At 59.6% G+C, this 26,691-nt stretch carries 24 protein-coding genes; 13 read left to right on the forward strand and 11 right to left on the reverse strand.

Going from position 1 to position 26,691, the window contains the following annotated elements:
* Positions 1-148: 148 nt before the first annotated feature.
* From AC1RJ3_RS07330 to AC1RJ3_RS07340, 3 genes are all read right to left on the reverse strand, one after another.
* Positions 149-2,050 carry a PhoX family protein gene (locus AC1RJ3_RS07330; RefSeq protein ID WP_493078172.1) on the reverse strand — a complete coding sequence of 634 codons (1,902 nt, stop codon included), beginning with the start codon at positions 2,048-2,050 and terminating at the stop codon, positions 149-151.
* Positions 2,051-2,290: 240 nt separating this feature from the next.
* Complete coding sequence (locus AC1RJ3_RS07335) at positions 2,291-3,055, reverse strand: TOBE domain-containing protein (protein ID WP_054594350.1); 765 nt, start codon at positions 3,053-3,055, stop codon at positions 2,291-2,293.
* A gap of 60 nt (positions 3,056-3,115) precedes the next feature.
* Positions 3,116-3,856, reverse strand: coding sequence for a ComFC family protein (locus AC1RJ3_RS07340; RefSeq protein WP_493078174.1), 741 nt, complete (start codon positions 3,854-3,856; stop codon positions 3,116-3,118).
* A 90-nt stretch (positions 3,857-3,946) separates the two neighbouring features.
* Here AC1RJ3_RS07340 and bioB point away from each other — a divergent pair, with 90 nt between their 5' ends.
* The 9 genes from bioB to AC1RJ3_RS07385 all read left to right on the forward strand — a co-directional run bounded on the left by bioB (position 3,947) and on the right by AC1RJ3_RS07385 (position 14,632).
* Positions 3,947-5,002: a biotin synthase BioB gene (gene bioB / locus AC1RJ3_RS07345; RefSeq protein WP_054594348.1), complete on the forward strand. Its 1,056-nt coding sequence runs from the start codon at positions 3,947-3,949 to the stop codon at positions 5,000-5,002.
* 134 nt (positions 5,003-5,136) lie between these two features.
* On the forward strand, positions 5,137-6,315 hold the full coding sequence (bioF, locus tag AC1RJ3_RS07350) for an 8-amino-7-oxononanoate synthase (RefSeq protein WP_493078176.1): 1,179 nt from the start codon (positions 5,137-5,139) through the stop codon (positions 6,313-6,315).
* The gene (locus AC1RJ3_RS07355) at positions 6,308-7,039 is read left to right on the forward strand and encodes an alpha/beta fold hydrolase (RefSeq protein ID WP_493078178.1); all 732 of its coding nucleotides are present in this window, start codon (positions 6,308-6,310) and stop codon (positions 7,037-7,039) included. The genes bioF and AC1RJ3_RS07355 overlap by 8 nt, the downstream gene beginning before the upstream one ends.
* Positions 7,032-7,844 carry a malonyl-ACP O-methyltransferase BioC gene (bioC, locus tag AC1RJ3_RS07360; RefSeq protein ID WP_123581219.1) on the forward strand — a complete coding sequence of 271 codons (813 nt, stop codon included), beginning with the start codon at positions 7,032-7,034 and terminating at the stop codon, positions 7,842-7,844. The genes AC1RJ3_RS07355 and bioC overlap by 8 nt, the downstream gene beginning before the upstream one ends.
* Positions 7,841-8,521 carry a dethiobiotin synthase gene (gene bioD, locus AC1RJ3_RS07365; RefSeq protein WP_103315890.1) on the forward strand — a complete coding sequence of 227 codons (681 nt, stop codon included), beginning with the start codon at positions 7,841-7,843 and terminating at the stop codon, positions 8,519-8,521. The genes bioC and bioD overlap by 4 nt, the downstream gene beginning before the upstream one ends.
* A gap of 107 nt (positions 8,522-8,628) precedes the next feature.
* Complete coding sequence (locus tag AC1RJ3_RS07370; RefSeq protein WP_054594343.1) at positions 8,629-8,925, forward strand: hypothetical protein; 297 nt, start codon at positions 8,629-8,631, stop codon at positions 8,923-8,925.
* Positions 8,926-9,202: 277 nt separating this feature from the next.
* A complete protein-coding gene (locus tag AC1RJ3_RS07375; protein WP_123581216.1) occupies positions 9,203-11,008 on the forward strand; it encodes a phenylacyl-CoA dehydrogenase in 1,806 nt (601 codons plus the stop codon).
* Positions 11,009-11,229: 221 nt separating this feature from the next.
* Positions 11,230-12,519, forward strand: a complete 1,290-nt coding sequence (locus tag AC1RJ3_RS07380; RefSeq protein WP_493078181.1) for a GGDEF domain-containing protein — start codon at positions 11,230-11,232, stop codon at positions 12,517-12,519.
* Positions 12,520-12,853: 334 nt separating this feature from the next.
* On the forward strand, positions 12,854-14,632 hold the full coding sequence (locus tag AC1RJ3_RS07385) for an acyl-CoA dehydrogenase C-terminal domain-containing protein (protein WP_347928174.1): 1,779 nt from the start codon (positions 12,854-12,856) through the stop codon (positions 14,630-14,632).
* 236 nt (positions 14,633-14,868) lie between these two features.
* Here the strand turns inward: AC1RJ3_RS07385 and AC1RJ3_RS07390 are convergent, their stop codons facing one another.
* Entirely contained in the window at positions 14,869-15,798 is a 930-nt protein-coding gene (locus tag AC1RJ3_RS07390) for a LysR family transcriptional regulator (protein WP_103315894.1), read from the reverse strand.
* A 101-nt stretch (positions 15,799-15,899) separates the two neighbouring features.
* On the opposite strand from AC1RJ3_RS07390, the gene AC1RJ3_RS07395 reads away from it, so the two are divergent.
* From AC1RJ3_RS07395 to AC1RJ3_RS07410, 4 genes are all read left to right on the forward strand, one after another.
* Positions 15,900-16,598 (forward strand): MOSC domain-containing protein, encoded by a 699-nt coding sequence (locus tag AC1RJ3_RS07395; RefSeq protein WP_054594338.1) that lies wholly within the window; start codon positions 15,900-15,902, stop codon positions 16,596-16,598.
* Positions 16,595-17,872, forward strand: a complete 1,278-nt coding sequence (locus tag AC1RJ3_RS07400; protein ID WP_493078185.1) for an aspartate aminotransferase family protein — start codon at positions 16,595-16,597, stop codon at positions 17,870-17,872. Before AC1RJ3_RS07395 ends, AC1RJ3_RS07400 begins: the two co-directional genes overlap by 4 nt.
* A gap of 254 nt (positions 17,873-18,126) precedes the next feature.
* A complete protein-coding gene (locus AC1RJ3_RS07405; protein WP_054594336.1) occupies positions 18,127-18,483 on the forward strand; it encodes a type II toxin-antitoxin system RelE/ParE family toxin in 357 nt (118 codons plus the stop codon).
* The gene (locus tag AC1RJ3_RS07410) at positions 18,476-18,796 is read left to right on the forward strand and encodes a helix-turn-helix domain-containing protein (RefSeq protein ID WP_103315897.1); all 321 of its coding nucleotides are present in this window, start codon (positions 18,476-18,478) and stop codon (positions 18,794-18,796) included. The genes AC1RJ3_RS07405 and AC1RJ3_RS07410 overlap by 8 nt, the downstream gene beginning before the upstream one ends.
* 80 nt (positions 18,797-18,876) lie before the next feature.
* Here AC1RJ3_RS07410 and AC1RJ3_RS07415 read toward each other — a convergent pair whose 3' ends face one another.
* From AC1RJ3_RS07415 to pqqF, 7 genes are all read right to left on the reverse strand, one after another.
* On the reverse strand, positions 18,877-20,709 hold the full coding sequence (locus AC1RJ3_RS07415; protein WP_493078187.1) for a S9 family peptidase: 1,833 nt from the start codon (positions 20,707-20,709) through the stop codon (positions 18,877-18,879).
* On the reverse strand, positions 20,675-21,850 hold the full coding sequence (gene pqqE / locus AC1RJ3_RS07420; RefSeq protein ID WP_103315899.1) for a pyrroloquinoline quinone biosynthesis protein PqqE: 1,176 nt from the start codon (positions 21,848-21,850) through the stop codon (positions 20,675-20,677). Before pqqE ends, AC1RJ3_RS07415 begins: the two co-directional genes overlap by 35 nt.
* Complete coding sequence (pqqD, locus tag AC1RJ3_RS07425; RefSeq protein ID WP_103315900.1) at positions 21,822-22,097, reverse strand: pyrroloquinoline quinone biosynthesis peptide chaperone PqqD; 276 nt, start codon at positions 22,095-22,097, stop codon at positions 21,822-21,824. Before pqqD ends, pqqE begins: the two co-directional genes overlap by 29 nt.
* On the reverse strand, positions 22,094-22,846 hold the full coding sequence (gene pqqC, locus AC1RJ3_RS07430; RefSeq protein ID WP_054594331.1) for a pyrroloquinoline-quinone synthase PqqC: 753 nt from the start codon (positions 22,844-22,846) through the stop codon (positions 22,094-22,096). The genes pqqD and pqqC overlap by 4 nt, the downstream gene beginning before the upstream one ends.
* 135 nt (positions 22,847-22,981) lie before the next feature.
* On the reverse strand, positions 22,982-23,893 hold the full coding sequence (pqqB, locus tag AC1RJ3_RS07435; RefSeq protein WP_493078190.1) for a pyrroloquinoline quinone biosynthesis protein PqqB: 912 nt from the start codon (positions 23,891-23,893) through the stop codon (positions 22,982-22,984).
* 85 nt (positions 23,894-23,978) lie between these two features.
* Entirely contained in the window at positions 23,979-24,053 is a 75-nt protein-coding gene (gene pqqA, locus AC1RJ3_RS07440; RefSeq protein ID WP_003194766.1) for a pyrroloquinoline quinone precursor peptide PqqA, read from the reverse strand.
* Between the two features lie 138 nt (positions 24,054-24,191).
* The gene (pqqF, locus tag AC1RJ3_RS07445) at positions 24,192-26,675 is read right to left on the reverse strand and encodes a pyrroloquinoline quinone biosynthesis protein PqqF (RefSeq protein ID WP_493078192.1); all 2,484 of its coding nucleotides are present in this window, start codon (positions 26,673-26,675) and stop codon (positions 24,192-24,194) included.
* Between the last annotated feature and the right edge of the window lie 16 nt (positions 26,676-26,691).

Genomic DNA, 26,691 nt, shown 5'->3' on the forward strand with positions numbered 1-26,691 from the left:
GCAGAAGGGGCGACTTTAGTGGTTGGGCTTGAGATGAGTGTTGTTTTACTGACGCCATCGCGGGCAAGCCTTGCTCCTACAGGATCGGCGCAATTTCAAAAATGGCGCATGACCTGTAGGAGCAAGGCTTGCCCGCGATGAGGGCCTGTCAGGCGCCGACGATCCCGCCGTCTTGCCGGGTAATCGCCATCACCGAGGAGCGCGGCTTGCCGTTCGGCAAATGCTCGGGGAAGGTTGACCCACCGTTTTCCCCCGGATGCTGAATGCCGACAAACAAGGTCTTCTGGTCCGGCGAAAAGCTGATGCCGGTCACTTCGCAGCCCACCGGGCCGACCATGAATCGGCGGATTTCACCCGTCGCAGGATCGGCACAGAGCATCTGGTTGTTGCCCATACCGGCGAAATCGCCGGCGTTGCTGTAGTCCCCGTCGCTGAGAATCCACAGGCGACCGGCCTTGTCGAATCCCAAGCCATCCGGGCTGTTAAACATGTTGTCTGCTGTGATGTTCGACGAGCCGGCTTTGGCTGTTCCAGCGTGCACGCTCGGGTTGCCCGCCACCACGAACAGATCCCAGCCGAACGTCAGCGATGCGTGGTCGTCGCGATCAGTGCGCCAGCGCAGGATTTGCCCATAGACGTTTTTCTCCCGTGGGTTCGGCCCGCCCACCGGTTGCCCGTCTTCGCCGCGCTTGGCGTTGTTGGTCAGGGTGCAATAGACCTGGCCGTCTTGCGGGCTGACCACGATCCACTCTGGACGGTCCATGCGCGTGGCGCCGACGACGCTGGCGGCCAGGCGCGCGTGAATCAGCACCTCGGCCTGATCGGCAAAACCGCTGCCGGCGTCGATACCGTTCTTGCCATGAGTCAGCTCGATCCACTGGCCCTGACCTTTTGGATGGTCGGGGTTGCTGTCGCCGGCATCGAAACGTGCGACGTACAACGTGCCGTGATCCAGCAGGTCATGGTTGGCTTTGGGTGTTGCGTGATTGATCTTGTCGCGGCTGACGAATTTGTAGATGAACTCGCCGCGCTCATCGTCGCCCATGTAGACCACCGCGCGACCGTCGTGGGTCTCGGCCAGGGCCGCGTTTTCGTGTTTGAAACGGCCCAGGGCAGTGCGCTTGACCGGGGTCGATTGCGGGTCGAACGGGTCGATTTCCACCACCCAACCGTGACGGTTGAGTTCGTTGGGGTTTTTCGCCAAGTCAAAACGTGGGTCGTGTTGGTGCCAATTAATCTCTTTGCTGGCGACCGATGCGCCATAGCGCTTTTGTGCGGCGTCGAACTTGTGCTCGGGATTGCTGCTGCCAAAGCAGTCGGTGAAGTTCTCTTCACAGGTCAGATAAGTACCCCAAGGCGTCTTGCCATTGGCGCAGTTCTGGAAGGTTCCGAACACTTTTTTGCCGGTCTTGTCAGCGGCGGTTTTCATCAGCTCATGGCCAGCGGCCGGACCGCTCAACTGCAGCGGCGCGTTGCCGTGGATTCGGCGGTTGTAGCGCGAGCCCTGAACGAATTGCCAGTGGCCATTTTTACGCTGGACTTCGATTACCGATACGCCTTCGCAGGCCAGCGCTTTGCGCACTTCTTCGGCCGACTGCGGCATGCCGCCATGGGCGTAGAGGTAGCGATAGTTGGTGTATTCGTTGTTGATCGCCATCAGCGCGCGATTGTCGTCGCCGGGGAAAGCGAACAGGCTCATGCCATCGTTGTTGTCGCCGAACTGGACTTCCTGGGCCAGGGCGCTGCCATTGCCACTCGGGTCAAAGGCCGGGCCGTCCTTGTGCAGCGGCTGGCCCCAACTGATCAGCACCGAGGACTTGTAACCCGGCGGCAGGGTGATGGTGTCGCTGGTGGCGGCCGCAATGCTGTCGAAACCCAGCAATTTGCTCGAAGCTGCGCTGACACTGGCGGCCAGAACGCTACGGCTCAGCAGGTTGCCACCGAGGAACATCGCCGCACCGCAAAGGGCGCCGGCGCTGATAAAACCACGACGACTGAGGCCGACGATTTTTTCGAGGTCGGTGGCTTGGTTTTCTTCTAATAGGCTCATATCAGGCTCCCTGCTGGTTTTTGCAGCCACCTTAAGGAGCGTCTATGACACAAATGTTGCAGTTTTGATCGGGAAGAGCACAGACCTGTAGCAGCTGCCGAAGGCTGCGTTCGGTGGCGAAGCCGCCGCAAAAAACTGACACCGCGATTCTGAGTCTTTATTTGAGTCGAGAGTATTGCGACTGCTTCGCAGCCGAACGCAGCCTTCGGCAGCTGCTACAGAAAGCGCGGCAGGCCTGATTTAGAGCGGTGTTCCGAGCAAAACGTTGGAGGGCGAGAACTGCACCTGAACGGCTTTTTCGGCGCTCAAACCCAGGGTTTTGAGGTGCTGCGGCTCGGCCAGCGCGCATAGCGTCTGACCATTGGGCAGGGCGATTCGGACTTCGCTGGGGCCATCTTCGGCGTCGAGAATCTCCTCGACAGTGCCCTTCAGACAATTGTGTCCGGGTGTTGCAAGTTGTCCTGTGCTGAGCAAATCGAGCCAGCCAGCCTTGATCAGCGCCACCACCTCAGTGCCCGTTTCCAGTTCCAGGCGCAGGGTGCTGTCGTGGGTTATTTGCGCCTGAATGATCAGCCCCTCAGCCAGTTCCAGGCTGATCAGATCGTTACGACCGTGAGTGTCGATGGCTGCAACGGTGCCATGCAGCTGATTGCGCGCGCTGGTCCTGAGCATCAGGCGCCCGAGCAAGTCGAGGTCACTGGCGTCTTCGGCAGCTTCCAGCACCTGTGCCTGTAAGGCTTGCAGGCGCTGATAAAGTCGCAGCACCCGTTCACCTTCACTGGACAGTTTTGCGCCACCACCGCCCTTACCGCCGACGCTGCGTTCCACCAGCGGTTTCTGCGCCAGATTGTTCAACTCATCGATCGCATCCCACGCGGCTTTGTAGCTCAGCCCGGCACTTTTCGCGGCGCGGGTGATCGAGCCTTGTTCGGCGATGTGTTGCAGCAAGGCGATGCGCTGCGGACGACGGACGATGTGTTGGGACAACAAAGTAGGCAAGGACATGGCAAGGGGCTGCGAGCGGGTAGTGATGGATTGGGACGTTGGCGGCTTGGCGCGTGAGAGTCAAGTCAGCTCCCCGGGTTTTGGCGTGCGCGCCAGGCAATAAACGTCGACCCGCGCCGCGCCTGCCGCGATCAACAAGCGAGCCAGGCTTTGCGCGGTGGCGCCGGTGGTCAGCACGTCGTCGACCAGCGCCAGGTGGCGGCCCTTGATGTGCGCACCCGGCATCAGTGCGAAAGCGCTGAGCAGGTTCTGTTTGCGCGCCTTGGCGTCCAGATCCTGTTGCGCAGTGGTGTCCTGGATGCGTAGCAGCAGGTTTGCGTCGCAGTCGATCTTCAGGCTGTCGCTGAGCCAGCCGGCGAGCATCGCTGCCTGGTTATAACCCCGCTCACGCAGCCGTTTGCGGGCCAAGGGCACCGCTACCAATGAGTCGGGGCGTTTGAGGCCTTCATCGAAGCGATGTTGCAGGAATTGAGCAAGAAGTTCGGCAAGCAGGCGACCATACGGCCACTTTGCCGCGTGCTTGAAACGGGTGATCAAACTGTCGAGCGGGAAGCTGTAGGTCCAGGGGGCGATCACCTGCTCGAAGGCCGGCGGATCCTTCAAGCACTGGCCGCAGGTGAGGCCGGCCACGGGCAACGGCAGGGCGCAGGTCTGGCAATGATCGCCGAGCCAGGGCAACTCGGTTTCGCAGGAAGTACAAATCGGTTGAGGAGTGTCAGACAGTTCATCGCAAAGCAAACAGATCTGTTCAATTTTTGACCAGATGTAAACCGACCCTTTGTATCGTGGTTGACAGCGCATGGCTCTTCCTTAAATATGCCGAACATCCGTGTCGCGTCTGTGGATATTCCGTTCCACAGTCGCTTGCCAAGCATAAACAAGGAAACGCCCATGAGCGCCAGCACCACTGCAAACCTGCGTCATGACTGGTCTTTGGCCGAAGTCAAAGCACTCTTCGTTCAGCCATTCAACGACCTGTTGTTCCAGGCGCAGACGGTGCACCGCGCGCACTTCGACGCCAATCGCGTCCAGGTGTCGACCCTGCTGTCGATCAAAACCGGCGCGTGCCCTGAAGATTGCAAATATTGTCCGCAGTCCGGTCACTACAACACCGGTCTGGAAAAAGAAAAGCTGATGGAAGTGCAGAAGGTCCTCGAAGAGGCTGCTCGCGCCAAGGCCATCGGTTCGACCCGTTTCTGCATGGGCGCCGCCTGGAAGCATCCGTCGGCTAAAGACATGCCGTATGTGCTGGAGATGGTCAAGGGCGTGAAGGCCATGGGCCTGGAAACCTGCATGACCCTCGGTCGTCTCGATCAGGACCAGACCGTAGCCCTGGCCGAAGCCGGCCTCGATTACTACAACCACAACCTTGATACCTCGCCGGAGTTCTACGGCAGCATCATCACCACCCGCACCTACAGCGAGCGCCTGCAAACCCTGGCGTATGTTCGTGATTCGGGGATGAAGATCTGCTCGGGCGGTATTCTCGGCATGGGCGAGTCCCTCGACGACCGCGCCAACCTGCTGATCCAGCTGGCCAACCTGCCGGAGCATCCGGAGTCGGTGCCGATCAACATGCTGGTGAAAGTCGCCGGTACGCCGCTGGAAAATGCCGACGATATCGACCCGTTCGACTTCATCCGCATGCTCGCCGTCGCCCGTATCCTGATGCCGAAATCCCACGTGCGCCTGTCCGCCGGCCGCGAAGCGATGAACGAGCAGATGCAGGCCCTGGCGTTCTTCGCCGGTGCCAACTCGATTTTCTACGGTGAGAAATTGCTGACCACCGCCAACCCGCAGGCTGACAAGGACATGCAACTGTTCTCGCGCCTGGGCATCCTGCCGGAAGCGCGCGAAGAGCACGCCGATGAAGTGCATCAGGCGGCTATCGAGCAAGCGCTGGTCGAACAGAAAAGCAGCGAGCAGTTCTACAACGCTGCTGTTTGACCCTATGCCATTCTTGTAGGAGCAACGCTTGCTCGCGATCGAATCGCCGGGTCATTCGGACAGACCGAGGCGTATGAATCGCGAGCAAGCTTAGCTCCTACGGGGGATGCCCCATTTCCACTCGCGAGGCCTGCATGTCTTTCGATCTCGCCACACGTCTCGCTGCCCGTCGTGCCGAAAATCTCTATCGCCAGCGTCCCTTGCTGGAAACCCCACAAGGTCCGCAAGTGGTGGTCGATGGCCAGCCATTGCTGGCGTTCTGTAATAACGACTACCTGGGCCTGGCCAATCATCCCCAAGTGATTGAAGCCTTGCGTGCCGGTGCCGCCCGCTGGGGTGTCGGTGGCGGTGCTTCGCACTTGGTGATCGGCCATAGCAGCCCGCATCACGCGCTCGAAGAAGCCTTGGCCGACCTGACAGGGCGCCCGCGTGCTCTGCTGTTTACCACCGGCTATATGGCTAACCTGGGTGCGGTCACGGCGCTGGTCGGGCAGGGCGACACGGTGCTCGAAGACCGGCTCAATCATGCATCGCTACTGGATGCCGGGTTGTTGTCGGGCGCACGTTTCAATCGCTATTTACACAACGATGCCGTCAGTCTCGCCAAACGTCTGGAGAAGGCTACCGGCAATACGCTGGTGGTGACCGACGGGGTATTCAGCATGGACGGCGACATCGCCGACCTGCCGGCGCTGGCTCGCGAGGCCAAGGCCAAAGGCGCGTGGCTGATGGTCGATGATGCCCACGGCTTTGGTCCCTTGGGCGCCAATGGCGGTGGAGTCGTCGAGCACTTCGGTTTGAGTCTGGAGGATGTGCCGGTCTTGGTCGGCACCTTGGGCAAAGCGTTCGGCACCGCGGGCGCGTTTGTCGCGGGCAGCGATGACCTGATCGAAAGCCTGATCCAGTTCGCCCGACCGTACATTTACACCACCAGCCAGCCACCGGCGCTGGCGTGTGCGACCCTGAAAAGTCTTGAGTTGCTGCGCAGCGAACATTGGCGACGCGAGCACTTGAACGTGCTGATCCGCCAATTCCGAAAAGGCGCCGAACAGATGGGTCTGGAGTTGATGGACAGCGCTACGCCGATCCAGCCGATCATGATCGGCGACGCCGGGCGCGCCATGCTTTTTTCGCAGATGCTGCGTCAGCGCGGACTGATGGTGACCGCGATCCGCCCACCCACCGTGCCAGCCGGCAGTGCACGTTTGCGCGTGACCCTGACAGCGGCGCACAGCGAAGCGCAGGTGCAGCTATTGTTAGAAGGTCTGGCCGATTGTCTTCAGCAACTGGGAGCGGAGCCGAACCATGCGTGATCGTCTGATTCTGTTGCCCGGTTGGGGACTCGGCATTTCGCCGCTGGAGCCTTTGGCAGCGGCCTTGCAGGGGTTGGACGAACACCTGCGCGTCGAGATCGAACCACTGCCGGAACTGGAGTCGAGCGACCTCGATGAATGGCTAGACGAACTGGATTCGACTTTGCCCAAAGATGCCTGGCTCGGTGGCTGGTCGCTCGGCGGGATGCTCGCCTCAGAGCTCGCGGCTCGACGTGGCGAGCGTTGCTGCGGTTTGCTGACGTTGGCGAGTAACCCCTCTTTTGTGGCGCATGCCGAGTGGTCGAGCGCCATGCCGGGTGAGACCTTCGATGCGTTTCTGGCGGGGTGCAGCGTGGACCCGCGCATGACCCTCAAGCGCTTTAGCCTGCTCTGCGCCCAAGGTGCCGAAGACCCGCGCGGGTTGTCGCGTCTGTTGCTGGCGGGTGCGCCGAATACCCCGCAGGCGCAGTTGATGAGCGGGTTGGAAGTGCTCGCACAACTGGACAATCGGCAAGCCTTGCAGGCTTTTCGAGGTCCGCAATTGCATCTGTTCGCCGGGCTCGACGGGTTGGTTCCTGCCGAAGCCGCCAGTGAGCTACTGGTGTTACTCCCCGATGTCGAAATTGGTCTGATTGAACAGGCCAGTCACGCGTTTCTTCTGGAAGATCCCCACGGTGTGGCGGGGGCTATCCAGGCCTTTTTGCATGAGTCCGGTGATGACTGATTTAGCCCTTCCCAACCTGCCCGGAGGCTTGCCTGACAAGCGTCAGGTCGCGGCATCCTTTTCCCGTGCAGCGGCCAGCTATGACAGTGTTGCCGAATTGCAGCGGGCTGTCGGCAGTGAATTGCTGGGGCGTTTGCCGGCAGATCGATCACCCGCTCGCTGGCTGGATCTGGGTTGTGGCACTGGGTATTTCAGTCGTGTGCTGGGTGAGCGCTTCAACGCCAGCGAAGGGCTGGCGCTGGATATCGCGCAAGGCATGCTCAAGCACGCGCGGCCCTTGGGCGGTGCGACACATTTCATTGCCGGCGATGCCGAGCGCTTGCCGTTGCAGGACGCAAGCTGCGACCTGGTGTTTTCCAGCCTGGCGGTACAGTGGTGCGCCGATTTCAGGGCGGTGCTGAGCGAGGCCAATCGGGTTCTGAAACCTGGCGGTGTGTTGGCGTTTGCCAGTCTTTGCGTGGGTACGCTGTATGAGTTGCGCGACAGTTGGCGTCAGGTCGATGGCCTGGTGCACGTCAATCGCTTCCGTGAGTTCAGCACGTATCAACAACTGTGTGCGGCCAGCGGCATGAACGTGATCAGTCTGCAAAGTTGCCCGCACGTACTGCATTACCCGGATGTGCGTAGCCTGACTCACGAACTCAAGGCCTTGGGTGCGCATAATCTCAATCCTGGTCGGCCGGGCGGGCTGACAGGGCGGGCGCGGATCATGGGGTTGATCGACGCCTATGAGCAATTTCGTCAGGCGCAAGGGCTGCCCGCGACTTATCAGGTGGTTTACGCCGTGTTGGAGAAGCCACTATGAGCGCAGCCTATTTCATCACTGGTACCGATACCGACGTCGGCAAGACCACCATCGCCGCCGGCTTGTTACACGCCGCGCGGTTGGCGGGGTTGAGTACGGCGGCCGGGAAACCCGTGGCCTCTGGCTGCGAGGTGACACCCAAAGGATTGCGTAATGCCGACGCGTTGGCGCTGTTGGCGCAATGTTCGTTGCCGCTGACCTATGCCGAGGTCAATCCGGTGGCCTTCGAGCCGGCCATTGCACCGCATCTGGCGGCACGTGAGGCGGGTTTCGCACTGACGGTCCAGTCGTTGCTGGTGCCGATGCGGCACATAGTGGACAAGCAGGCCGATTTCACCTTGATCGAAGGTGCGGGTGGCTGGCGAGTGCCGTTGGCTGATCAGGACAATCTCTCGGATCTGGCAATGGCGCTGGGGTTGCCGGTGATTCTGGTGGTGGGTGTGCGTCTGGGCTGCATCAATCACGCGTTGCTGACAGCCGAGGCGATTGCCCAGGACGGTTTGCAACTGGCGGGTTGGGTGGCCAATATCATTGACCCCAAGACGTCGCGGCTGGAAGAGAATCTCGCCACGTTGGCAGAACGGCTGCCGGCTCCGTGTCTGGGGCGGGTGCCGAAACTCAAACTGGTCACGGCAGAAGCGGTGGCGGAGCATCTTCAGCTGGATTTGCTGGACTAGGTTTTACCTATGACAAGGCACTGTGCCATTAGTGTTTTTATCGAGCCTTTTGTCGGTGTCTCTGGTTCAATGGGCGCTGTTTATCCTTTGCAGGATGGAGTTGTGCCATGGACATTTCGGGAAGCACCGCGTTTTATGCAGGCCTGAGTTCTATTCAGGCTGGGCAGAACCGTGTCGATCAGGCGGCCAGCCAGATCGCCGGCACCACAGTCGATCGTTCGGCCTCCAGCCAGTCCTCCGACGCTCAGATCGATCGCTTGCGCTCGGTCGATCGCAGCCAGCAATCGAATCTGGCCAGTAATATGGTTGATATGTCCCAAGGCAAAATCCAGGCAGAGCTGGGCGTCAAAGTCGCCAAGGCTTCTGACGAAATGCTCGGTACATTGATCGATACTTTCGCTTGATCCCTCGCTGAACCTATTTACCTGAACACCGCCCTTGGCGCGGTGTTCTGTCAGGCACGTCCTTCTCGTTCAACTAATCTTTCCTACACGGTTTGTTGCCTTGCGCACCAGCTGCGGGCCTTTGCGTGCGCGCTATTCACATGGGGCATGACGAACGGCAAAAGATCGACGCTTGACAAGATTTCGGCGTAAACGTATGTTTCAAACAACTGTTTGACCGCCACAACAATTCATTGCGGTCGTTCATTCCCGGTTACATCAGCAGAGGTTTATCGCTATGCCTGACTACAAGGCCCCCTTGCGTGATATTCGCTTCGTTCGTGACGAACTGCTTGGCTACGAAGCGCACTATCAGAGCCTTCCGGCTTGCCAGGACGCTACCCCGGACATGGTTGACGCCATTCTCGAGGAAGGCGCCAAGTTTTGTGAGCAGGTGCTGGCTCCGCTGAACCGCGTGGGTGACACCGAAGGCTGCACCTGGAGCGAGTCTGGCGTTAAGACCCCGACTGGCTTCAAAGAAGCCTACAAACAATTCGTCGAAGGTGGCTGGCCAAGCCTGGCCCATGACGTAGAGCATGGTGGCCAAGGCCTGCCGGAGTCTTTGGGTCTGGCTGTGAGCGAAATGGTCGGCGAAGCCAACTGGTCGTGGGGCATGTACCCAGGCCTGTCTCATGGCGCGATGAACACCATTTCCGAGCACGGTACGCCTGAGCAACAAGAGGCTTACCTGACCAAACTGGTGTCCGGCGAATGGACCGGCACCATGTGCCTGACCGAACCACATTGCGGCACTGACCTGGGCATGCTGCGCACCAAGGCCGAGCCTCAGGCTGATGGTTCCTACAAAGTTTCCGGCACCAAGATCTTCATCTCGGCCGGTGAACACGACATGGCCGACAACATCGTCCACATCGTTCTGGCTCGCCTGCCGGATGCGCCTGCTGGTACCAAAGGCATTTCGCTGTTCATCGTTCCAAAGTTCCTGCCGAACGCTGACGGCAGCATCGGTGCACGCAACGCCGTGACCTGTGGTTCCCTGGAACACAAAATGGGCATCCACGGTAACGCCACCTGCGTGATGAACTTCGACGCGGCCACCGGTTTCCTGATCGGCCCGGCGAACAAAGGCCTGAACTGCATGTTCACCTTTATGAATACCGCGCGTCTGGGTACGGCTCTGCAAGGTCTGGCACACGCCGAGATCGGCTTCCAGGGCGGTCTGAAATACGCTCGCGATCGTCTGCAAATGCGCTCCCTGACTGGCCCGAAAGCGCCGGACAAAGCCGCTGACCCAATCATCGTTCACCCTGATGTACGTCGTATGCTGTTGACCATGAAGGCATTCGCCGAAGGCAACCGTGCGATGGTTTACTTCACGGCCAAGCAGGTCGACATCGTCAAGTACGGCGTGGATGAAGAAGAGAAAAAGAAAGCCGACGCACTGCTGGCGTTCATGACGCCGATCGCCAAAGCCTTCATGACTGAAGTCGGCTTTGAATCCGCTAACCACGGTGTGCAGATCTACGGCGGCCACGGCTTCATCGCCGAGTGGGGCATGGAGCAGAACGTTCGCGACAGCCGTATTTCGATGCTGTACGAAGGCACCACCGGTATCCAGGCGCTCGACCTGCTGGGCCGTAAAGTGCTGATGACTCAAGGCGAGGCTCTGAAAGGCTTCACCAAGATCGTCCACAAGTTCTGCCAGACCAACGAAGGCAACGAAGCGGTCAAAGAGTTCGTCGAGCCGTTGGCTGCACTGAACAAGGAATGGGGCGAGCTGACCATGAAGGTCGGTATGGCCGCGATGAAAGATCGCGAGGAAGTCGGCGCTGCGTCGGTGGACTACCTGATGTACTCCGGTTACGCCTGCCTGGCCTACTTCTGGGCTGACATGGCGCGCCTGGCTGCCGAGAAACTGGCTGCCGGCACCACCGAAGAGGCGTTCTACACCGCCAAGCTGCAGACCGCGCGCTTCTACTTCCAGCGCATCCTGCCACGTACCCGCACTCACGTTGCAACCATGCTGTCGGGCGCTAACAACCTGATGGACATGAAAGAAGAAGACTTCGCACTGGGCTACTAAGTCCTGCGGAGCGCTTCAAACAGCCGCTGCTTCTTCGGGAGCAGCGGCTTTTTTCTGCCCGCTGAAAATGGCTGCAAATATTCCCGACTAAAACGCTAAGTAGAACGCTTTTGCTGCCGTTAAAGAGTGTGCGGTGTGATGGGCGTCACATTGCATGTGCTTAATTGTCAGGAATGCAGGCACAATGCCATCCATTGATTTGCCGGGCCGGAGCTCTACCCTTGCCGCGTTCTTCCGCTGTACGTCTCAGTCACTTTTTACCCTCACTACTGTTGTTGCTCGCGGGGCTCGCGGCTGCCTACGTCAAGGATCTCAACGTCTTTTTCACCTCACTGTTCAACGTGCTGCCAACCCTGGTGCTGTTGCTCGGTGGTTCGTACTGCGCGGTTTACCGACGTCAACGTGAACTGTTTCTGATGGTCACGGTGTACATCGCCTACTTCCTGCTCGATACCCAAACCGATTACTACCGTGATTACGGCAAGGTGCGTGACGACGCGGCGGTAGTTTTCCATCTCTGCTGTTTGCTGCTGCCTTTGCTGTACGGGCTGTTTGCTGCCTGGCAGGAACGTACCCACCTGTTTCAGGACATGGTTGCCCGCTTCGCCGTACTGCTGGCATTCGGCAGTGTTGCACTGGGGCTTGAGCAGAGTTACCCACAAGCGTTGCTGATGTGGCTGTCGGAAATACGCTGGCCGGCATTGCATGGTGCCTGGATGAGTTTGATCCAGTTGTCGTATCCGGTGTTCTTCGCCTCCTTTCTGCTGTTGGCCTATCAATACTGGCGCAACCCGCGGCCGTTGCATGCGGCGCAATTGGTGGGCTTGCTCGGACTGTTCTGGATGTTGCCCAAGACCTTCATCCTGCCGTTCACCCTGAACATCATGTGCAGTCAGGTGATGTTGATGATTGCCGCGGCGGTCGCCCACGAAGCCTATCAAATGGCTTTTCGTGATGAACTGACGGGCCTGCCGGGTCGTCGCGCCTTGAACGAGCGCATGCAGCGTCTGGGCCGCAACTATGTGTTGGCGATGAGCGACGTCGACCACTTCAAGAAATTCAACGACACCCACGGGCACGATGTCGGTGACCAGGTGTTGCGACTGGTGGCCAGCAAGTTGTCGAAGATCGGCGGCGGTGGCCGGGCGTATCGTTACGGGGGCGAGGAGTTTGCCTTGGTGTTCGCCGCCAAAACGCTCGAAGAGTGCATGCCGCACCTGGAAGTCATCCGTGAGTCGATTGCCACCTACAACATTCAGTTGCGCAATCAGGACAGCCGTCCGCAAGACGATCAGCAAGGTCGGCAACGCCGTGCGGGCTCTGGCGCCTCAAGCGTTTCGGTCACGGTGAGCATCGGTGTCGCCGAGCGACTGGAGCAGCGGACCCCGGAAGAAGTCCTGAAATCAGCAGACCAGGCGCTCTACAGCGCCAAGGGCGCGGGGCGAAACTGCGTGATGGCATTCGGGCAAAGCCGCCGTGGTGCGGTGCGTATGGAAGGCGCTGCGGGTTAGTGGCGAACGTGCATTCAGCGTATGGGCTGTGATTGTCCGAAGCGATTCACAGCAGCAGGTTTGAATGATCTGCAGACGGATAAACGACCAGCCCGAGTACAAGCCTCTCCCTGCGCGACAGCGCTGCCTCTGAAAGATCGCAGCTTGCGGCAACTCCTACACTACAGATGGGCCTGTAGGAGTTGCCGCAGGCTGCGATCTTTTTTTCAGTGACCAAAAATTACAAATAGGTCACTAGCTGACCCTATGTATCGTAAAAGTTGTTCGGGTACACTCAAGACCTTGCTGAAATCCGATCCTACGAATCACTTTTCAAGTTCTCACGAGGTTTGCCATGGCTGACTACAAAGCGCCCTTGCGCGATATGCGCTTCGTCCTCAATGAAGTTTTCGAGGTTGCCAAACTGTGGGCTGAACTGCCCGCCCTGGCCGATACCGTCGATGCAGAGACCGTCGAGGCAATCCTTGAGGAAGCCGGTAAAGTCACCAGCAAAAGCATCGCACCGCTGAGCCGTGCTGCCGACGAAGAAGGCTGCCATTGGAGCGACGGCGCCGTCACCACGCCAGCAGGTTTCCCACAGGCATATCAGACTTATGCTGAAGGCGGTTGGGTCGGCGTCGGTGGTGATCCGTCCTACGGTGGCATGGGCATGCCGAAAGCGGTTTCGGCTCAGGTCGAAGAAATGGTCAACTCCGCCAGCCTGTCGTTCGGTCTGTATCCGATGCTGACTGCCGGGGCTTGCCTGTCGATCAACGCTCACGCCAGCGAAGAACTGAAAGCCGCTTACCTGCCAAACATGTACGCCGGTGTCTGGGCAGGCTCCATGTGCCTGACCGAGCCGCACGCGGGGACTGACTTGGGGATTATCCGTACCAAGGCTGAACCGCAAGCAGACGGTTCCTACAAGGTCAGCGGAACCAAGATCTTCATCACCGGCGGTGAACATGACCTGACCGAAAACATCATTCACCTGGTGCTGGCCAAACTGCCGGATGCCCCTGCGGGTCCGAAGGGTATTTCGCTGTTCCTGGTTCCGAAGTTCATGGTCAACGCCGACGGCAGTCTCGGCGCGCGTAACCCGGCTAACTGCGGTTCGATCGAACACAAAATGGGTATCCAGGCATCCGCTACCTGCGTGATGAACTTCGACGAAGCCGTGGGTTACCTCGTGGGTGAGCCGAACAAAGGCCTGGCGGCCATGTTCACCATGATGAACTACGAGCGTCTGGGTGTCGGTATCCAGGGCCTGGCCAGCGGCGAGCGCTCTTACCAGAACGCGGTTGAATACGCTCGCGATCGCCTGCAAAGCCGTTCGCCGACAGGGGCGCAGAACAAAGACAAGGTCGCCGACCCGATCATCGTTCACCCGGACGTACGTCGTATGCTGCTGACCATGAAAGCCTCGAACGAAGGCGGTCGTGCATTTTCAACCTACGTGGCCATGCAACTGGATACCGCCAAGTTCAGCGAAGACCTGACCACCCGCAAACGCGCCGAAGACCTGGTGGCCTTGCTGACGCCGGTCGCCAAAGCATTTCTCACGGATCTGGGCCTGGAAACCACCATCCACGGCCAGCAAGTCTTTGGTGGCCACGGCTACATCCGCGAGTGGGGCCAGGAACAACTGGTGCGTGACGTGCGGATCACCCAGATCTACGAAGGCACCAACGGCATTCAGGCGCTTGACCTGGTTGGGCGCAAGATCGTCGGTAGCGGCGGGGCGTACTACAAGTTGTTTGCTGATGAGATCCGTCACTTCACCGCTACCGCGAGCGCCGATCTGGCTGAGTTCACCAAGCCGTTGAACGACGCTGTCGACACGCTGGACGAACTGACCGCCTGGCTGTTGGACCGTGTGAAAAATAACCCGAACGAAATCGGTGCGGCCTCGGTCGAGTATCTGCAAGTGTTTGGCTATGTGTCCTACGCCTACATGTGGGCACTGATGGCCAAGGCAGCTTTTGGTAAAGAGGCGCAGGACGACTTCTACGCCAGCAAACTGGGCACCGCACGCTTTTACTTCGCTCGCCTGCTGCCACGGATTCATTCGCTGAGCGCTTCGGTCAAGGCCGGTAGTGAGTCGCTGTTTCTGTTGGATGCGGCGCAATTCTGAGAAGTGTAACGTCATGTAAGCATTTGCTTACGTGACGTGCTGCTGTTTTCCCCTGTTCCAGGATTGGATCCAGAGCTAATCTACTTCACATGGACGTAGCGCAGGAAGCGCAAAGCAATAACACGGACACGTAGGATTCTGCCAGGACGGCGGAGTGAAATGGATGTCAGGGAAACAGTCTGCAAAGCCCCGCTTCGGCGGGGTTTTCTTTTGCCTGCGATTTATGTTTTTGCCGTTCAGCCCTGAACATCCAGTACCGTCGGGCTCGTCATCCGCCCGGCCGGGCTGTTTATCACGTCTTCCAACAGGTTGCGCAGCAACTCCAGCGTCGCTTGCTGACGTTGAACGTCGCGACAGACCAATCCTACTTTCAGGGGAACCCGCGGCTCACTCAAGGGTTTCCACAAGAGCGCCTTGTTTCCGTGTTCCTGCTGCGAGCGGCCGGGTAGGACAGTGGCCAGTCTGGTGTGGGGCAAACTGTCGAGGATCCCCGCCATGTTGTTCAGTTCCGCCTGTACTTGCGGGCGGCGTCCGAGATTGGCCAGTTGTCCCTGCCAGATCTGCCGGACCTGAAACTCTTCCCCCAGCAACAGCATCGGCAACTCCGCGGCCTGACTCATGGAGACTTTCTTGAATTCACGCAACGGATGATCGGCAGGGATGACCAGGGTCAGTTCATCTTCATACAGCAAAACGCCATGCAGCCCGGGTTGGCGCGGCGGCAGATAGCTGATACCGATATCGAGTGAGCCATTGAGCAATCGACGTTCGATCTCGAGCCCCGTGAGTTCATAGATCTGTACCACCAGGTGCGGTTGCGCCTTGCGTACACGCTCCAGCATTTTGGGTACCAGGCTGGTGTGAACGGTTTGCAGCACACCGATGGCCAAGGTGCGCAACGCCTGGCCCTTGAAGTTGCCCAAGGCCTCGCGCGCACGCTGCAGACCGTCGAGCAAGGGCAGGGCGTGGTTGTACAAGGTATGCGCGGCCAGGGTGGGCAGCAGGCGTTTACTGCTGCGTTCGAACAGGCCCACGTCGAGGTTTTGTTCCAGTTGGCGGATCTGCTGCGACAGCGCCGGCTGGGAGATCGACAGGCGTTCGGCAGCCCGTCCGACATGGCCTTCTTCATACACCGCGACGAAATAACGCAGTTGCTTAAAATCCATAAGTAATTCTTATCGAAAAAGCTGGAAAATCGAAATGGCTCAGCGCCTGACAGAAGCCTAGTCTAACCGCATTCACAAGGCTTACAGGGCCAGAAAGCGCGATGAATACCGTTTACGTTGATGGTGTTTACATAGGCAAGGCAAAAAATCTCGGACAGGGTTTGATCTGCGATACCGACAAACAGCGGATTGCCAATCGACTCTGGTTATGGCCGCAAGGCCTGGGCAGCGATGAACACGGCGATCCGCGTTTTCATACTGGCCCCGAACGCGCCCTGCATCATTACCCGTCCGAACACTACGCTTACTGGCGCAAACGTTATCCACAGATCGACTGGAACGCGCCGGCCTTCGGTGAAAACCTTTCAACCCGCGGCCTGACTGAAGAGCAGGTGTGCCTGGGCGATATGTTTCGCTGGGGCGGTGCGTTGTTGCAGGTCAGCCAACCGCGCTCACCGTGTTATCGGTTGAGCCACCGCTTGGGTGTGCCGATCTTGCCGCAACTGGCGCAGGATACAGGGCGCTGCGGCTGGTTCTACCGCGTTCTCAAGCCTGGTTTTGTCAGCGCCGATCAGCCGTTCGAGCTGATCCAGCGCAGTTACCCCGGCCTGACTGTGGCCTGGGCGTTGCGCTGTTTTTATCGAGAGCCGCTTGAGCATGCCGGTTTGAAAAAGCTCGTCGACTGCCCGGCGCTGTCTTCGCGCTGGCGTGATATTGCACTCAAACGTTTACGCACCGGGCGCGTCGAGGATTGGTCTTCGCGTCTGCTGGGTTCGCCGCTTGAGGGAATGCGCGCATGAACCTGTTCAGCCTGCGTCGCCAACAGCCGAGCCTGGATGATCTGGTGGTGGAGCATTTTCGGCCTTCCAGGCACGACAACCTTTCCAGCGAGTGCCTGATGCCCAGTGTCGAGCGACCCCTGCAAGTTTTCGTTCGCGGTCAGGGTTCCTGGCTTTGGGACAGTGACGACCGCGCGTATCTGGATTTCACTCAAGGTGGAGCGGCCAACAGCCTCGGCCATAGCCCATCGGTGCTGATCAAAGCTATCTCCGCTCAAGCGCAAACGCTGATCAATCCGGGTTCGGGTCTGCTTAACCGTGGCCAACTCAATCTGGCCGAACGGTTGTGCGCCAGTACCGGCAGCGACAAGGTTTATCTGCTCAACAGTGGCAGTGAAGCTTGCGAGGCGGCGATCAAGCTGGCGCGCAAATGGGGGCAACTGCATCGTGGCGGTGCATCGCGAATCATCACCGCCAGCGGTAGCTGCCATGGTCACGGCTTTGCAGCCATGTCCGCGTCGGACTGTCAGAACAATCGCTTTGAGCCACAACTTCCGGGTTTCAGCCACGTTCCGTTCAATGATTTGCCTGCGTTACATGCGGCGGTAGATGCGCAAACCGTAGCTATCCTGCTTGAGCCGATCCAATGCGCCGCCGGGGTGGTTCCGGCGACCGGGCATTACCTCAAAGGTGTCGAGCGCCTATGCCGTGAGTTGGGGATTTTGCTGATTCTCGACGAAGTGCAAACCGGGATTGGCCGTTGCGGCAGTCTGCTCGCCGAACAGTTTTATGGCGTGCGCGCCGACATTGTTGTGCTGGGCAAAGGGCTGGGCGGCGGGGTGCCAGTGGCGGCGCTTCTGGCGCGCGGTAAAGCCTGCTGCCTCGAGCCGGGCGAGCTGGATGGCACCCATCACGGCAACGCGTTGATGGCCTCGGCGGCGCTGGCAGTTCTGGACAGCGTGCTGGATCACGGCTTCCTCGAACAGGTTCGCGATAGCGCTCAACACCTGCGCGAAGGCTTGGGCCGATTGGCCAACCGTTACGGGCACGGTGAACTGCGTGGCCAGGGGCTGCTCTGGGGGCTGACACTGAGCGACGATTCGGCTGACGCGGTGGTGAACGCGGCGTTGTACGAAGGTTTGCTGTTGAGCGCCCCGAAACCCGATTGCCTGCGGTTCACACCGGCGCTGACAGTCAGCAAGACCAATATCGACGAAATGCTCCTGCGCCTGGCCCGAGCCTTTTCCCGGGTGCGCACGGCCCAACTTCAATGTCGCAAAGGCATCGCGGTCTGAACAGACCGGCCCTTCTCTAATTCCCTAACCGTCTTGCGGTATAACGCGTCGCCCCATGCCTGACTCTTTTGGCATGGGGCGTTTTTTTGTCTCAGCGATTTTCCAAACCCTACTCAGTGCTTGAGTGATTGCCAGAACAATGGCTTTTTGGCGGAGTCGGCGAGGACTGCCGATGCCATCACGCATTGATTCTGCGGATGGCTTGGTTTGTAAATATATACCACTGAGTGGTATGGTAATGGGAAGGGATGTCCATGACGATCAGGCTGTTCAAGACAAGGCGTTTTACCGTCCAGGCAGGCAAAGCCTGGATCGGCGATGACGAGCTCAGGTCAGCGTTCCGCGAGTTGCTTAAAGGGCAGGCAGACAGTCTGGGAGGTGGAGTCTGGAAAAAGCGCTTGAGCGAAAACCGTCACCGTTCGATTGTTCTGGCCAAGGGGGGACGGTACTGGGTTTACCAGTTTCTGTTTGCCAAGAAAGACCAGAGCAACATCAGCCAAACGGAGTTGGCTGCCTTTCGAGAGTTGGCCAAAGCCTACGAGAGGTTGAGTGACACACAGGTCCAGCAACTGCTGGATATGAGGGAGTTTGTGGAGGTACATCATGAGTAAGAAGTTCAAGAGTGAAGCCCTTGAGTCGGTTCACGACTCGGCCACTGCATTATTGTCGATCGGCGCTATCAGCAAGACCACCATGCGCCAGTTCGATGAGACATGCCTGGCACAGGTGCCAGAGGCGATTCCCGCCGAACAGATCAAGCAACTGCGCGAGCGTAACAATGTCAGCCAACCGGTGTTCGCCCGCTATTTGAATACCAGTGCTTCTACGGTCAAACAGTGGGAAGCGGGTGACAAGCACCCCAGCGGGATGGCATTGAAGCTGCTGAGCATCGTGCAGAAGCATGGGCTGGAAATACTGGCCTGAGTTGAACGGCAAGTGCTGCAAGCCCGGATCGCAGCCCGGTGGCTGCGATCTTTTCAAGACACTCTGTCCCCCGCCAGCGGTCAGGCGTTCTTCTGCTCCATCACCTCGCGATAAAACAGCCATTCCTGCTCCAGCACATGGGCCTGATTGCTGGCCTTGCGAAAGCCGTGGCGTTCCTCCGGGTAGTAATGGGCCAGGACGGGAATGCCCTTGGCCTGCAGGGCCGTGACCATATCGCGGGTCTGTTGCGGTACCACCACAGCGTCGAGTTCGCCTTGGAAGAAGATCACTGGCACGCGGATTTCACTCGCGTGCAGCAGCGGTGTGCGGGCGACGTAGCGCTCGGCATCCTGCTGCGGATCGCCGATCAGCCAGTCCAGATAATCACCTTCGAATTTGTGAGTGGTGCGGCTCAGGGCCGCCGGGTCGCTGACGCCGTACAAACTAGCGCCCGCGCTGAAGACGTCCCGAAATGCCAGCGCGCAGAGCGTGGTGTAACCGCCGGCACTGCCACCACGAATGAACGCGTAATCGCCGTCGATCAAACCTTGCCCGGCGAGGTAGGCGACCACCGCACAGGCGTCTTCGACGTCCACTTCGCCCCAGCTCAGGTGCAGCGCCTGCCGATAGGCGCGACCGTATCCACTACTGCCGCGATAGTTAAGGTCGGCGACCGCGAAGCCGCGTTGCGTCCAGTACTGGATTCGCGGATCGAGCATCGGGTAGCACGCCGATGTCGGCCCGCCATGAATAAACACCAGCAACGGTGGTTTGGCGACATCGGTCATGGCCGGATAAAAGAAACCATGGGCCTCGCCGGCACCGCTGGGGTAGCGCAGTGTTTGCGGCTGGCTGATGTGCTTGGCGGGCAGCGGTGCCACTCCGCCCGCCAACACCCGGACTTGATGGCTTTTACGGTTGATGGCGATCACCGCGGAAGGGCTGACCGGTGAAGCCGCGATGCAGTAGACAGATTTCTGATCCAGCGCCAGATTTCGGAAGCGACTGTAATCGCCGGTGAAATCCTCAACGGAATCACCAGAGCGCAGCCCCAGGCGTCCGAAACCCTCCATGGTCCAGTTCGCCAGGTAGTTCTTTTCGTCAAGCGGCAACCAAGTGCAACCGCCAAGCTGCCACGGCGCCGGAGCATGATCCGCGTCGCTGCTGGGCAGCGGCTGCAAGCCTGATCCGGTTTCGACCCACGGCTGCCAGAATCCGGCGCGATCGGTCAGGCAATACAGGCGGCCGGCATCATCGAAGCGAGGCTGTTGCAAGGACTCTTCAGACGCGTCACCCGCTACGCAGCGCGGCCGGCCGAAAGCGCCGTTGGCATCGCGCTCGGCGACCATCAAGCGGGTCGCGGTCCAGGGTTGATGCGGCCGGCTCCATTCGATCCAGGCCAACCGCCCGGCATCCGGACTCAAGGTTGGAGCCGAGTAGAAGTCTGCGCCTTCGGCCAACAGCTGACGTTTGCCGTCTGCCGGATCTATGGCCACCAGGCGATGTTGATTGCCTTGCTCTTCGACGGCGAGTACCTGCCCGCCGGCAAATTGCAGATCGCCGTAACGGCATTCACCCACGGTCAACGCCTGCGGTATTTCACCGGCCAACGATTGCCGATACAGCTGCTGATCCGTCTCGTTGACGAAGACCACGCCATCATCGCTCAAGCAAAACGACCCGCCACCGTATTCATAGACTCGACTGCGCGCGCTGAACCCCGGCGGGGTCAGGCAATGGGCGGTGTTGTCGCGCCAATGCCAGATTCGGCAGGCACCATCTTCGGGGCGGTACTCATTCCAGAACAAACCCTGAGCGCCGACACACAAGTCAGTGAAATCGACGCCGGCCGCTACGGCTTTGAGGGCGCTCAAGGGTTCAGCTTTTAACGATGAGGCGTGAGTTCCGTTCATTGCGAAATTCCAGTTGCTCGATGGTCTGGGTAGCGTGCTCGGCTTCTTCGCGGGCCTTGAGGATCACGCCGTGATGTTCCGACTTGCTGCACACCGGGTCGGCATTGCTCGCGTCACCCGTGAGCATGAAGGCCTGGCAACGGCAGCCGCCGAAGTCCTTTTCTTTCTCGTCGCAGGAGCGGCACGGCTCGGGCATCCAGTCGTAACCGCGAAAGCGGTTGAAGCCGAACGAGTCGTACCAGATGTGCTGCATGCTGTGATCGCGCACGTTCGGGAATTGCACCGGCATCTGCCGTGCGCCGTGGCACGGCAGGGCGGTGCCGTCTGGGGTCACAGTCAAGAAAATGCTGCCCCAGCCGTTCATGCAGGCTTTGGGGCGTTCTTCATAGTAGTCCGGGGTGACGAAGATCAGCTTGCACGGGTGACCTTCGGCTTCGAGTTTGGCCCGGTATTGGTTGGTGATGTGCTCGGCGCGCACCAGCTGTTCCCTGGTCGGCAGCAAACCGACGCGGTTGAGCTGGGCCCAGCCGTAGAACTGGCAGGTGGCGAGCTCGACGAAATCGGCTTCCAGGGCGATGCACAGCTCGATGATGCGGTCGATCTTGTCGATGTTGTGCCGATGGGTGACGAAGTTCAGCACCATCGGATAGCCGTGGGCTTTTACTGCGCGGGCCATTTCGAGTTTCTGCGCGAAAGCTTTTTTCGAACCGGCCAACAAGTTATTCACCTGTTCATCGCTGGCCTGGAAACTGATCTGGATGTGATCGAGACCGGCCTTCTTGAAGTCGCTGATTTTCTGCTCGGTGAGGCCAATCCCCGAGGTGATCAGGTTGGTGTAGAAGCCCAGTTTTCGAGCCTCGGCGATCAGCTCGGCGAGGTCCTGACGCACCAAGGGTTCGCCGCCAGAGAAACCCAACTGCGCCGCGCCCATTTCCCGTGCCTCGCGAAACACCTTGAGCCACTGCTCGGTGCTGAGCTCTTTGCCTTGCTCGGCGAAGTCCAGCGGGTTCGAGCAGTAGGGGCATTGCAGCGGGCAGCGGTAGGTCAGCTCGGCGAGCAGCCATAGCGGCAGGCCGATCTCGGGTTTGGGCGGCAATGGCAGCGCCGCTGATTCAGGCAAGCTCGATCCAGTGCTCTGCACGGGCGACCTCCATGAATTGCTCGATGTCGTCACCGAGTTCGGGGACGCCGGGGAACTGGGCGTCCAGTTCGGCAATGATCGCCGCGACGTCACGTTTACCGTCGATCAGGCCACCAATCAGCGCGGCGCTTTCGTTGAGTTTGATCATGCCTTCCGGGTACAGCAGCACGTGGCCTTTTTGCGCCGGTTCGTACTGGAAGCGGTAGCCGGGACGCCAGCTCGGGGTCTTGCTGCGGTCGAAACTCATAAGGCGATCCCTTTATGCCAGACCCGTTGCTCGGTCACGCTGTGATAAGGCGGGCGGTTCAGTTCATAGGCCATGCTCATGGCATCGAGCATGCTCCAAAGGATGTCCAGTTTGAACTGGAGAATTTCCAGCATGCGCTGCTGGCCTTTATAGGTGGTGTAGTGCTGCAGGGTGATTGCCAGACCGTGCTCGACATCGCGCCGCGCCTGACCCAGCCGGGTGCGGAAATACTCATAACCGGCCGGATCGATCCACGGGTAATGCTGCGGCCAGCTGTCCAGGCGTGACTGGTGGATTTGCGGCGCAAACAGTTCGGTCAGCGAGCTGCTGGCGGCTTCCTGCCAATTGGCCCGGCGGGCGAAGTTGACGTAGGCATCCACCGCGAAACGCACGCCGGGCAACACCAGTTCCTGGGAACGCAGTTGGTCCGGGTCCAGGCCAACGGCTTGGCCGAGGCGCAACCAGGCTTCGATACCACCGTCCTCACCGGGCGCGCCGTCGTGGTCGAGCAGGCGTTGAATCCACTCGCGACGGACTTCACGGTCCGGGCAGTTGGCCAGAATCGCAGCGTCCTTGAGCGGGATATTCACCTGATAGTAGAAACGGTTGGCGACCCAGCCCTGGATCTGCTCGCGGGTCGCCCGGCCTTCGTACATCGCCACGTGATACGGGTGATGGATGTGGTAGTAGGCGCCCTTCGCCCGAAGCGCCTGTTCGAACTCGGCGGGGGAGAGTGGTGTGTCAGTCATTTCGGTTCTCCGGGGAATAACCGTTGGATTCTCGGGTGTCTGCGCTGGCCTCTTCGCGAGCAAGCCCGCTCCACATTGGGTCTATGGCGTACACAAAACCTGTGGGAGCGGGCTTGCCCGCGAAGGGGCCCTCCGCTACAACACAATACTCATGCCGTCGTACGCCACTTCAACATTGCGTCGAACCAGTTCGGCGCGCTCGACCGAGTCCTCATCGAGGATCGGGTTGGTGTTGTTGATGTGGATAAGCACTTTGCGCTGCTGTGGCAGTTGTTCCAGCACTTCGAGCATACCGCCGGGGCCGTTCTGTGCCAGATGCCCCATCTCCCGACCGGTGCGGGTGCCGACGCCGCGGCGCTGCATTTCATCGTCGTCCCACAGCGTGCCGTCCACCAGCAGGCAATCGCTGCCCGCCATGATCTCCAGCAACGGCGCATCGACCTTGCCCAGCCCTGGCGCATAGAACAACTTGCCGCCGGTACGCAGGTCTTCGACGATCAACCCGATGTTGTCGCCCGGGTGTGGGTCGAAGCGATGTGGCGAGTAGGGCGGTGCGGCGCTACGCAGCGGCAGTGGGGTAAAGCGCAGGTTCGGGCAGGCCGGGACGGTGAAGCTCTGGTCGAGCTCGATGCGGTTCCAGTTCAACCCGCCGTTCCAGTGGGTAAGCATAGTGAACAGCGGGAAGCCGGTGCTGAGGTCTTCATGGACCATGTCAGTGCACCAGACCTGATGCGGGCAGCCTTCGCGCAGGCTCAGCAGGCCGGTGGTGTGGTCGATCTGGCTGTCCATCAGGATGATTGCGCTGATGCCCGTGTCACGCAGGGCGCGGCCGGGTTGCATCGGGGCGAAGTTCTGGAGCTGCGCGCGAATGTCCGGCGAGGCGTTGCACAGGACCCAGTTCACGCCGTCATCGGAAATAGCGATAGACGACTGGGTACGCGCTTCGGCCCGCAGGCTACCGTCGCGAAAACCTGCGCAGTTCACGCAGTTGCAGTTCCACTGCGGAAAACCGCCGCCGGCGGCGGAACCTAGAATCTGGACAAACATGGTTGCTCCATCACTTCAACGCTGAAAATAAAAACGCCCCGGACGGGCCGAGGCGTTGTACCGCATGTTCTACCCAAGGGCAGTATCAACGGCTGGCGAAGTACATGGTGACTTCAAAGCCGATACGCAGGTCGGTGTAAGCAGGTTTGGACCAAGTCATAAAAACGTTCCTTCAGGCTCGTGAGAAAAATTCACTCTATACCTATAGCCCACCTCCCGCAGGAGATGTTCAGAGGTTTGCCGGGCTATGTTACTGAAACGTTTCTGCAAATTGGAGACATCTCTCGAAGAAAGCCCATTACAGCCCCGGTAATGATCGGGCTGTCGGTTGCCATGTGCCGTCCGGGCAGGCATTGGTGGCCAGGCATCTGCGGCCACCTGCTGCGTGAATCAGGCGCTTTGCTGCATCGAGCAAAGCTGTGCGATTCAGTAGCAACACGGCCTGTTGCAGCTCAGACAGGTAATCCGATGAATGGCCGCCCAGTTTGCCCTGCCACAGTAGTTCAAAGGCTTGGGCAAACGGGATGAGATTGCCGTCGAGCTGCTCGGCCAAGGTCTGGCGCTGATTGATCAAGGACGCATCATCGAGCGTCGAGATGAGTTCAGGCAGTTGCTTCAGGAAGGCTTCGATGTGTTCGAGGATCTCTTTCGCCGATGCGTTAGGCGATTGCACGCCAAACAGCAGCCCGGTCTGTCCATTGATCTGACGGACACCACTGAACACTGCGTAACCCAATTGCAGTTCGACCCGCAGGCGCTGATAGAACGGCGTTTGGCAGAGTTGCGCGAGCAGGCGCCACGCGGCTTCGTCGGCCAGATCCTGAGTGGGCGTCGGGCAAAACAGCAATAGCGCATTTTCGTTGGCGTCACTGGGCACTTCGCTCCAGAGGTGTTGGCCGGCAATGGAGGCGGGCGCGGTCATCTCACTGTCAGGAATGCCAGGTACGCGGCTCAAGGCGCGGGTGATCGCTGTTTGAACAGTCGCCGGCAGACCTGCGGCCAATCCATCCCAGCGTGCAGTGGCCCAGATCTGCTGTAGGACATCAGCGCCGGCAGGCTGCGATGTCGACTGCGAATCCTGTCCCAGGCAATGTGCTGGCAACACCTTAAGCAATTGCCGGATCGCGATCAGCGGTGCTGACGACTCGGTACTGAGCCAGGCATCGGCGGCGGGATTCATCAGACACAGCAGCGCCTGTTCGAGAATCGCCGGCATCGGCTCATGTCGTCCGCTGATTTTCAGCAACCATTGATTGCCCGTTTCGCTGAAGGACAGCTCGACGCCCGCCTGACTGGCGTCATCGCGCAGGCCTTGCAGGCTGCGGGCCAGTGTCGGTTGAAGATTGGCTGGCGGTGTAGAGTCGAGGTGCCAACGCAGGCAAATCGCCGCTTCGTCATTATCGCCTGCGAGACCTTGGCTGAACTGCATCGGCGAGCGTTCACGGCGACCGCGCGTGCGATCCTGGGCAAACGTGCGCAAGCCGCGATGGGCGCTGGTTTGTCCACGGATCAAACCGGCTGGTGCTGGCACTTCGGCCGAACGCAGGAACGGATTGGCGGGTGGCAGTTGCCAGACGACATCCAGGTTATCCACAGGTGTCGGGCTCATCTGCTGAACTATGGCTTTAAGCGCAATGGCACCCGAATCCGACAGTTCTGGTTCAAGCTTCTCACTGTCCAGTCGGGCAAGTGCCAAGGCGTTGCTGGTTTGACGCTTTTGCTGTTGCAGCAGGGCATATTCTTCGCGCAACTTCGACCAGTCGGCAGCGTCGGCGAAGAAGCTCAGCCAATCACCCAGCAGCTCACGGATTATCCCGGCCTGCGTTGCGGCACTGGCCGTCAGGTTGAACTCAACCTGCAGCAGTGCTTGTCCGGCGAATTGGTACAGCGGCGCCGCCTTCAGGTTGTCGATCAATTGGCGATGGCGTAACTCGGCGAAGACGCCTCCCGGTTTCGACGTGTTCAGCCAGGTGCAGAGAAAATCCAGCGCTTCACGGGATGCGTTCGGCAAGGCTTCGAATGCAAACAGCAGGTTGAGTCTGCGTTCGTCAGCCTGTTGATAACTGTTGTTTGCGGTTGCCATCAACGCGGGCGGGGCGCTTTGCGGTTGCTGATTACCGACGGCGAAGTCGCTGCTCAAGCGCTCGACCAGGCTACGCAACTCATCCACAGACTGCGGACCGGCAAGGCTCAGCGTTATTTGACCGGTTTGGTAGAAACGTTGATAGAACGCGCTTAACGCTTGTTGAAACTCGGGCTGCTGCACCGCCAGGCTGTCGCGATTGCCGGCATGGAAACCGCGCAATGGATGATCTGGCGAAAGCCCTTCAAGCAATGCGAGGTGTTGCTGTGCCTCAACATCTTGAGACCAGGCAATGAACTCGGCTTCCAGTACTTCCCGTTCACGCAACTGATCATCCGGATTCAGGCGCGGGTGGGCGAGCATGTCGCACAAACGCTCAAGCCCTCCGGCGAAGTCCTGAGGCGGCAGTTCGAAGAAGAAGTCGGTGGTGCGCTCGCGGGTGCTGGCGTTCAGTTGCCCGCCGTGACGTTGCACGTAGGCCATCAACCCATCGTCAGCAGGAAAGCGTTCGGTGCCGAGAAAGAACAGGTGTTCAAGAAAGTGCGCCAGCCCAGGCCAGGCCAGCGGCGCATCGTGACTGCCAGCAGCAACCCGTAAAGCCGTGGCGCAGCGTTTCAAACCGGGCGCATGACGAAGCGAAACCCGCAGGCCGTTGGCCAGGGTTTCGACGTGAGGGAGAAGGTGGGTCGGCGCAGGCATGAGCACTTCCGCTACT

The organism is Pseudomonas sp. GW822-FHT04C11, assembly GCF_058800905.1.

Excerpts from the sequence above, each read along its gene's own strand:
- AC1RJ3_RS07330 (WP_493078172.1), bottom strand. The coding sequence starts at position 2,050 with ATGAGCCTATTAGAAGAAAACCAAGCCACCGACCTCGAAAAAATCGTC.
- AC1RJ3_RS07335 (WP_054594350.1), bottom strand. The coding sequence starts at position 3,055 with ATGTCCTTGCCTACTTTGTTGTCCCAACACATCGTCCGTCGTCCGCAG.
- AC1RJ3_RS07340 (WP_493078174.1), bottom strand. The coding sequence starts at position 3,856 with ATGCGCTGTCAACCACGATACAAAGGGTCGGTTTACATCTGGTCAAAA.
- bioB (WP_054594348.1), top strand. The coding sequence starts at position 3,947 with ATGAGCGCCAGCACCACTGCAAACCTGCGTCATGACTGGTCTTTGGCC.
- bioF (WP_493078176.1), top strand. The coding sequence starts at position 5,137 with ATGTCTTTCGATCTCGCCACACGTCTCGCTGCCCGTCGTGCCGAAAAT.
- AC1RJ3_RS07355 (WP_493078178.1), top strand. The coding sequence starts at position 6,308 with ATGCGTGATCGTCTGATTCTGTTGCCCGGTTGGGGACTCGGCATTTCG.
- bioC (WP_123581219.1), top strand. The coding sequence starts at position 7,032 with ATGACTGATTTAGCCCTTCCCAACCTGCCCGGAGGCTTGCCTGACAAG.
- bioD (WP_103315890.1), top strand. The coding sequence starts at position 7,841 with ATGAGCGCAGCCTATTTCATCACTGGTACCGATACCGACGTCGGCAAG.
- AC1RJ3_RS07370 (WP_054594343.1), top strand. The coding sequence starts at position 8,629 with ATGGACATTTCGGGAAGCACCGCGTTTTATGCAGGCCTGAGTTCTATT.
- AC1RJ3_RS07375 (WP_123581216.1), top strand. The coding sequence starts at position 9,203 with ATGCCTGACTACAAGGCCCCCTTGCGTGATATTCGCTTCGTTCGTGAC.
- AC1RJ3_RS07385 (WP_347928174.1), top strand. The coding sequence starts at position 12,854 with ATGGCTGACTACAAAGCGCCCTTGCGCGATATGCGCTTCGTCCTCAAT.
- AC1RJ3_RS07390 (WP_103315894.1), bottom strand. The coding sequence starts at position 15,798 with ATGGATTTTAAGCAACTGCGTTATTTCGTCGCGGTGTATGAAGAAGGC.
- AC1RJ3_RS07395 (WP_054594338.1), top strand. The coding sequence starts at position 15,900 with ATGAATACCGTTTACGTTGATGGTGTTTACATAGGCAAGGCAAAAAAT.
- AC1RJ3_RS07400 (WP_493078185.1), top strand. The coding sequence starts at position 16,595 with ATGAACCTGTTCAGCCTGCGTCGCCAACAGCCGAGCCTGGATGATCTG.
- AC1RJ3_RS07405 (WP_054594336.1), top strand. The coding sequence starts at position 18,127 with ATGACGATCAGGCTGTTCAAGACAAGGCGTTTTACCGTCCAGGCAGGC.
- AC1RJ3_RS07410 (WP_103315897.1), top strand. The coding sequence starts at position 18,476 with ATGAGTAAGAAGTTCAAGAGTGAAGCCCTTGAGTCGGTTCACGACTCG.
- AC1RJ3_RS07415 (WP_493078187.1), bottom strand. The coding sequence starts at position 20,709 with ATGAACGGAACTCACGCCTCATCGTTAAAAGCTGAACCCTTGAGCGCC.
- pqqD (WP_103315900.1), bottom strand. The coding sequence starts at position 22,097 with ATGAGTTTCGACCGCAGCAAGACCCCGAGCTGGCGTCCCGGCTACCGC.
- pqqC (WP_054594331.1), bottom strand. The coding sequence starts at position 22,846 with ATGACTGACACACCACTCTCCCCCGCCGAGTTCGAACAGGCGCTTCGG.
- pqqB (WP_493078190.1), bottom strand. The coding sequence starts at position 23,893 with ATGTTTGTCCAGATTCTAGGTTCCGCCGCCGGCGGCGGTTTTCCGCAG.
- pqqF (WP_493078192.1), bottom strand. The coding sequence starts at position 26,675 with ATGCCTGCGCCGACCCACCTTCTCCCTCACGTCGAAACCCTGGCCAAC.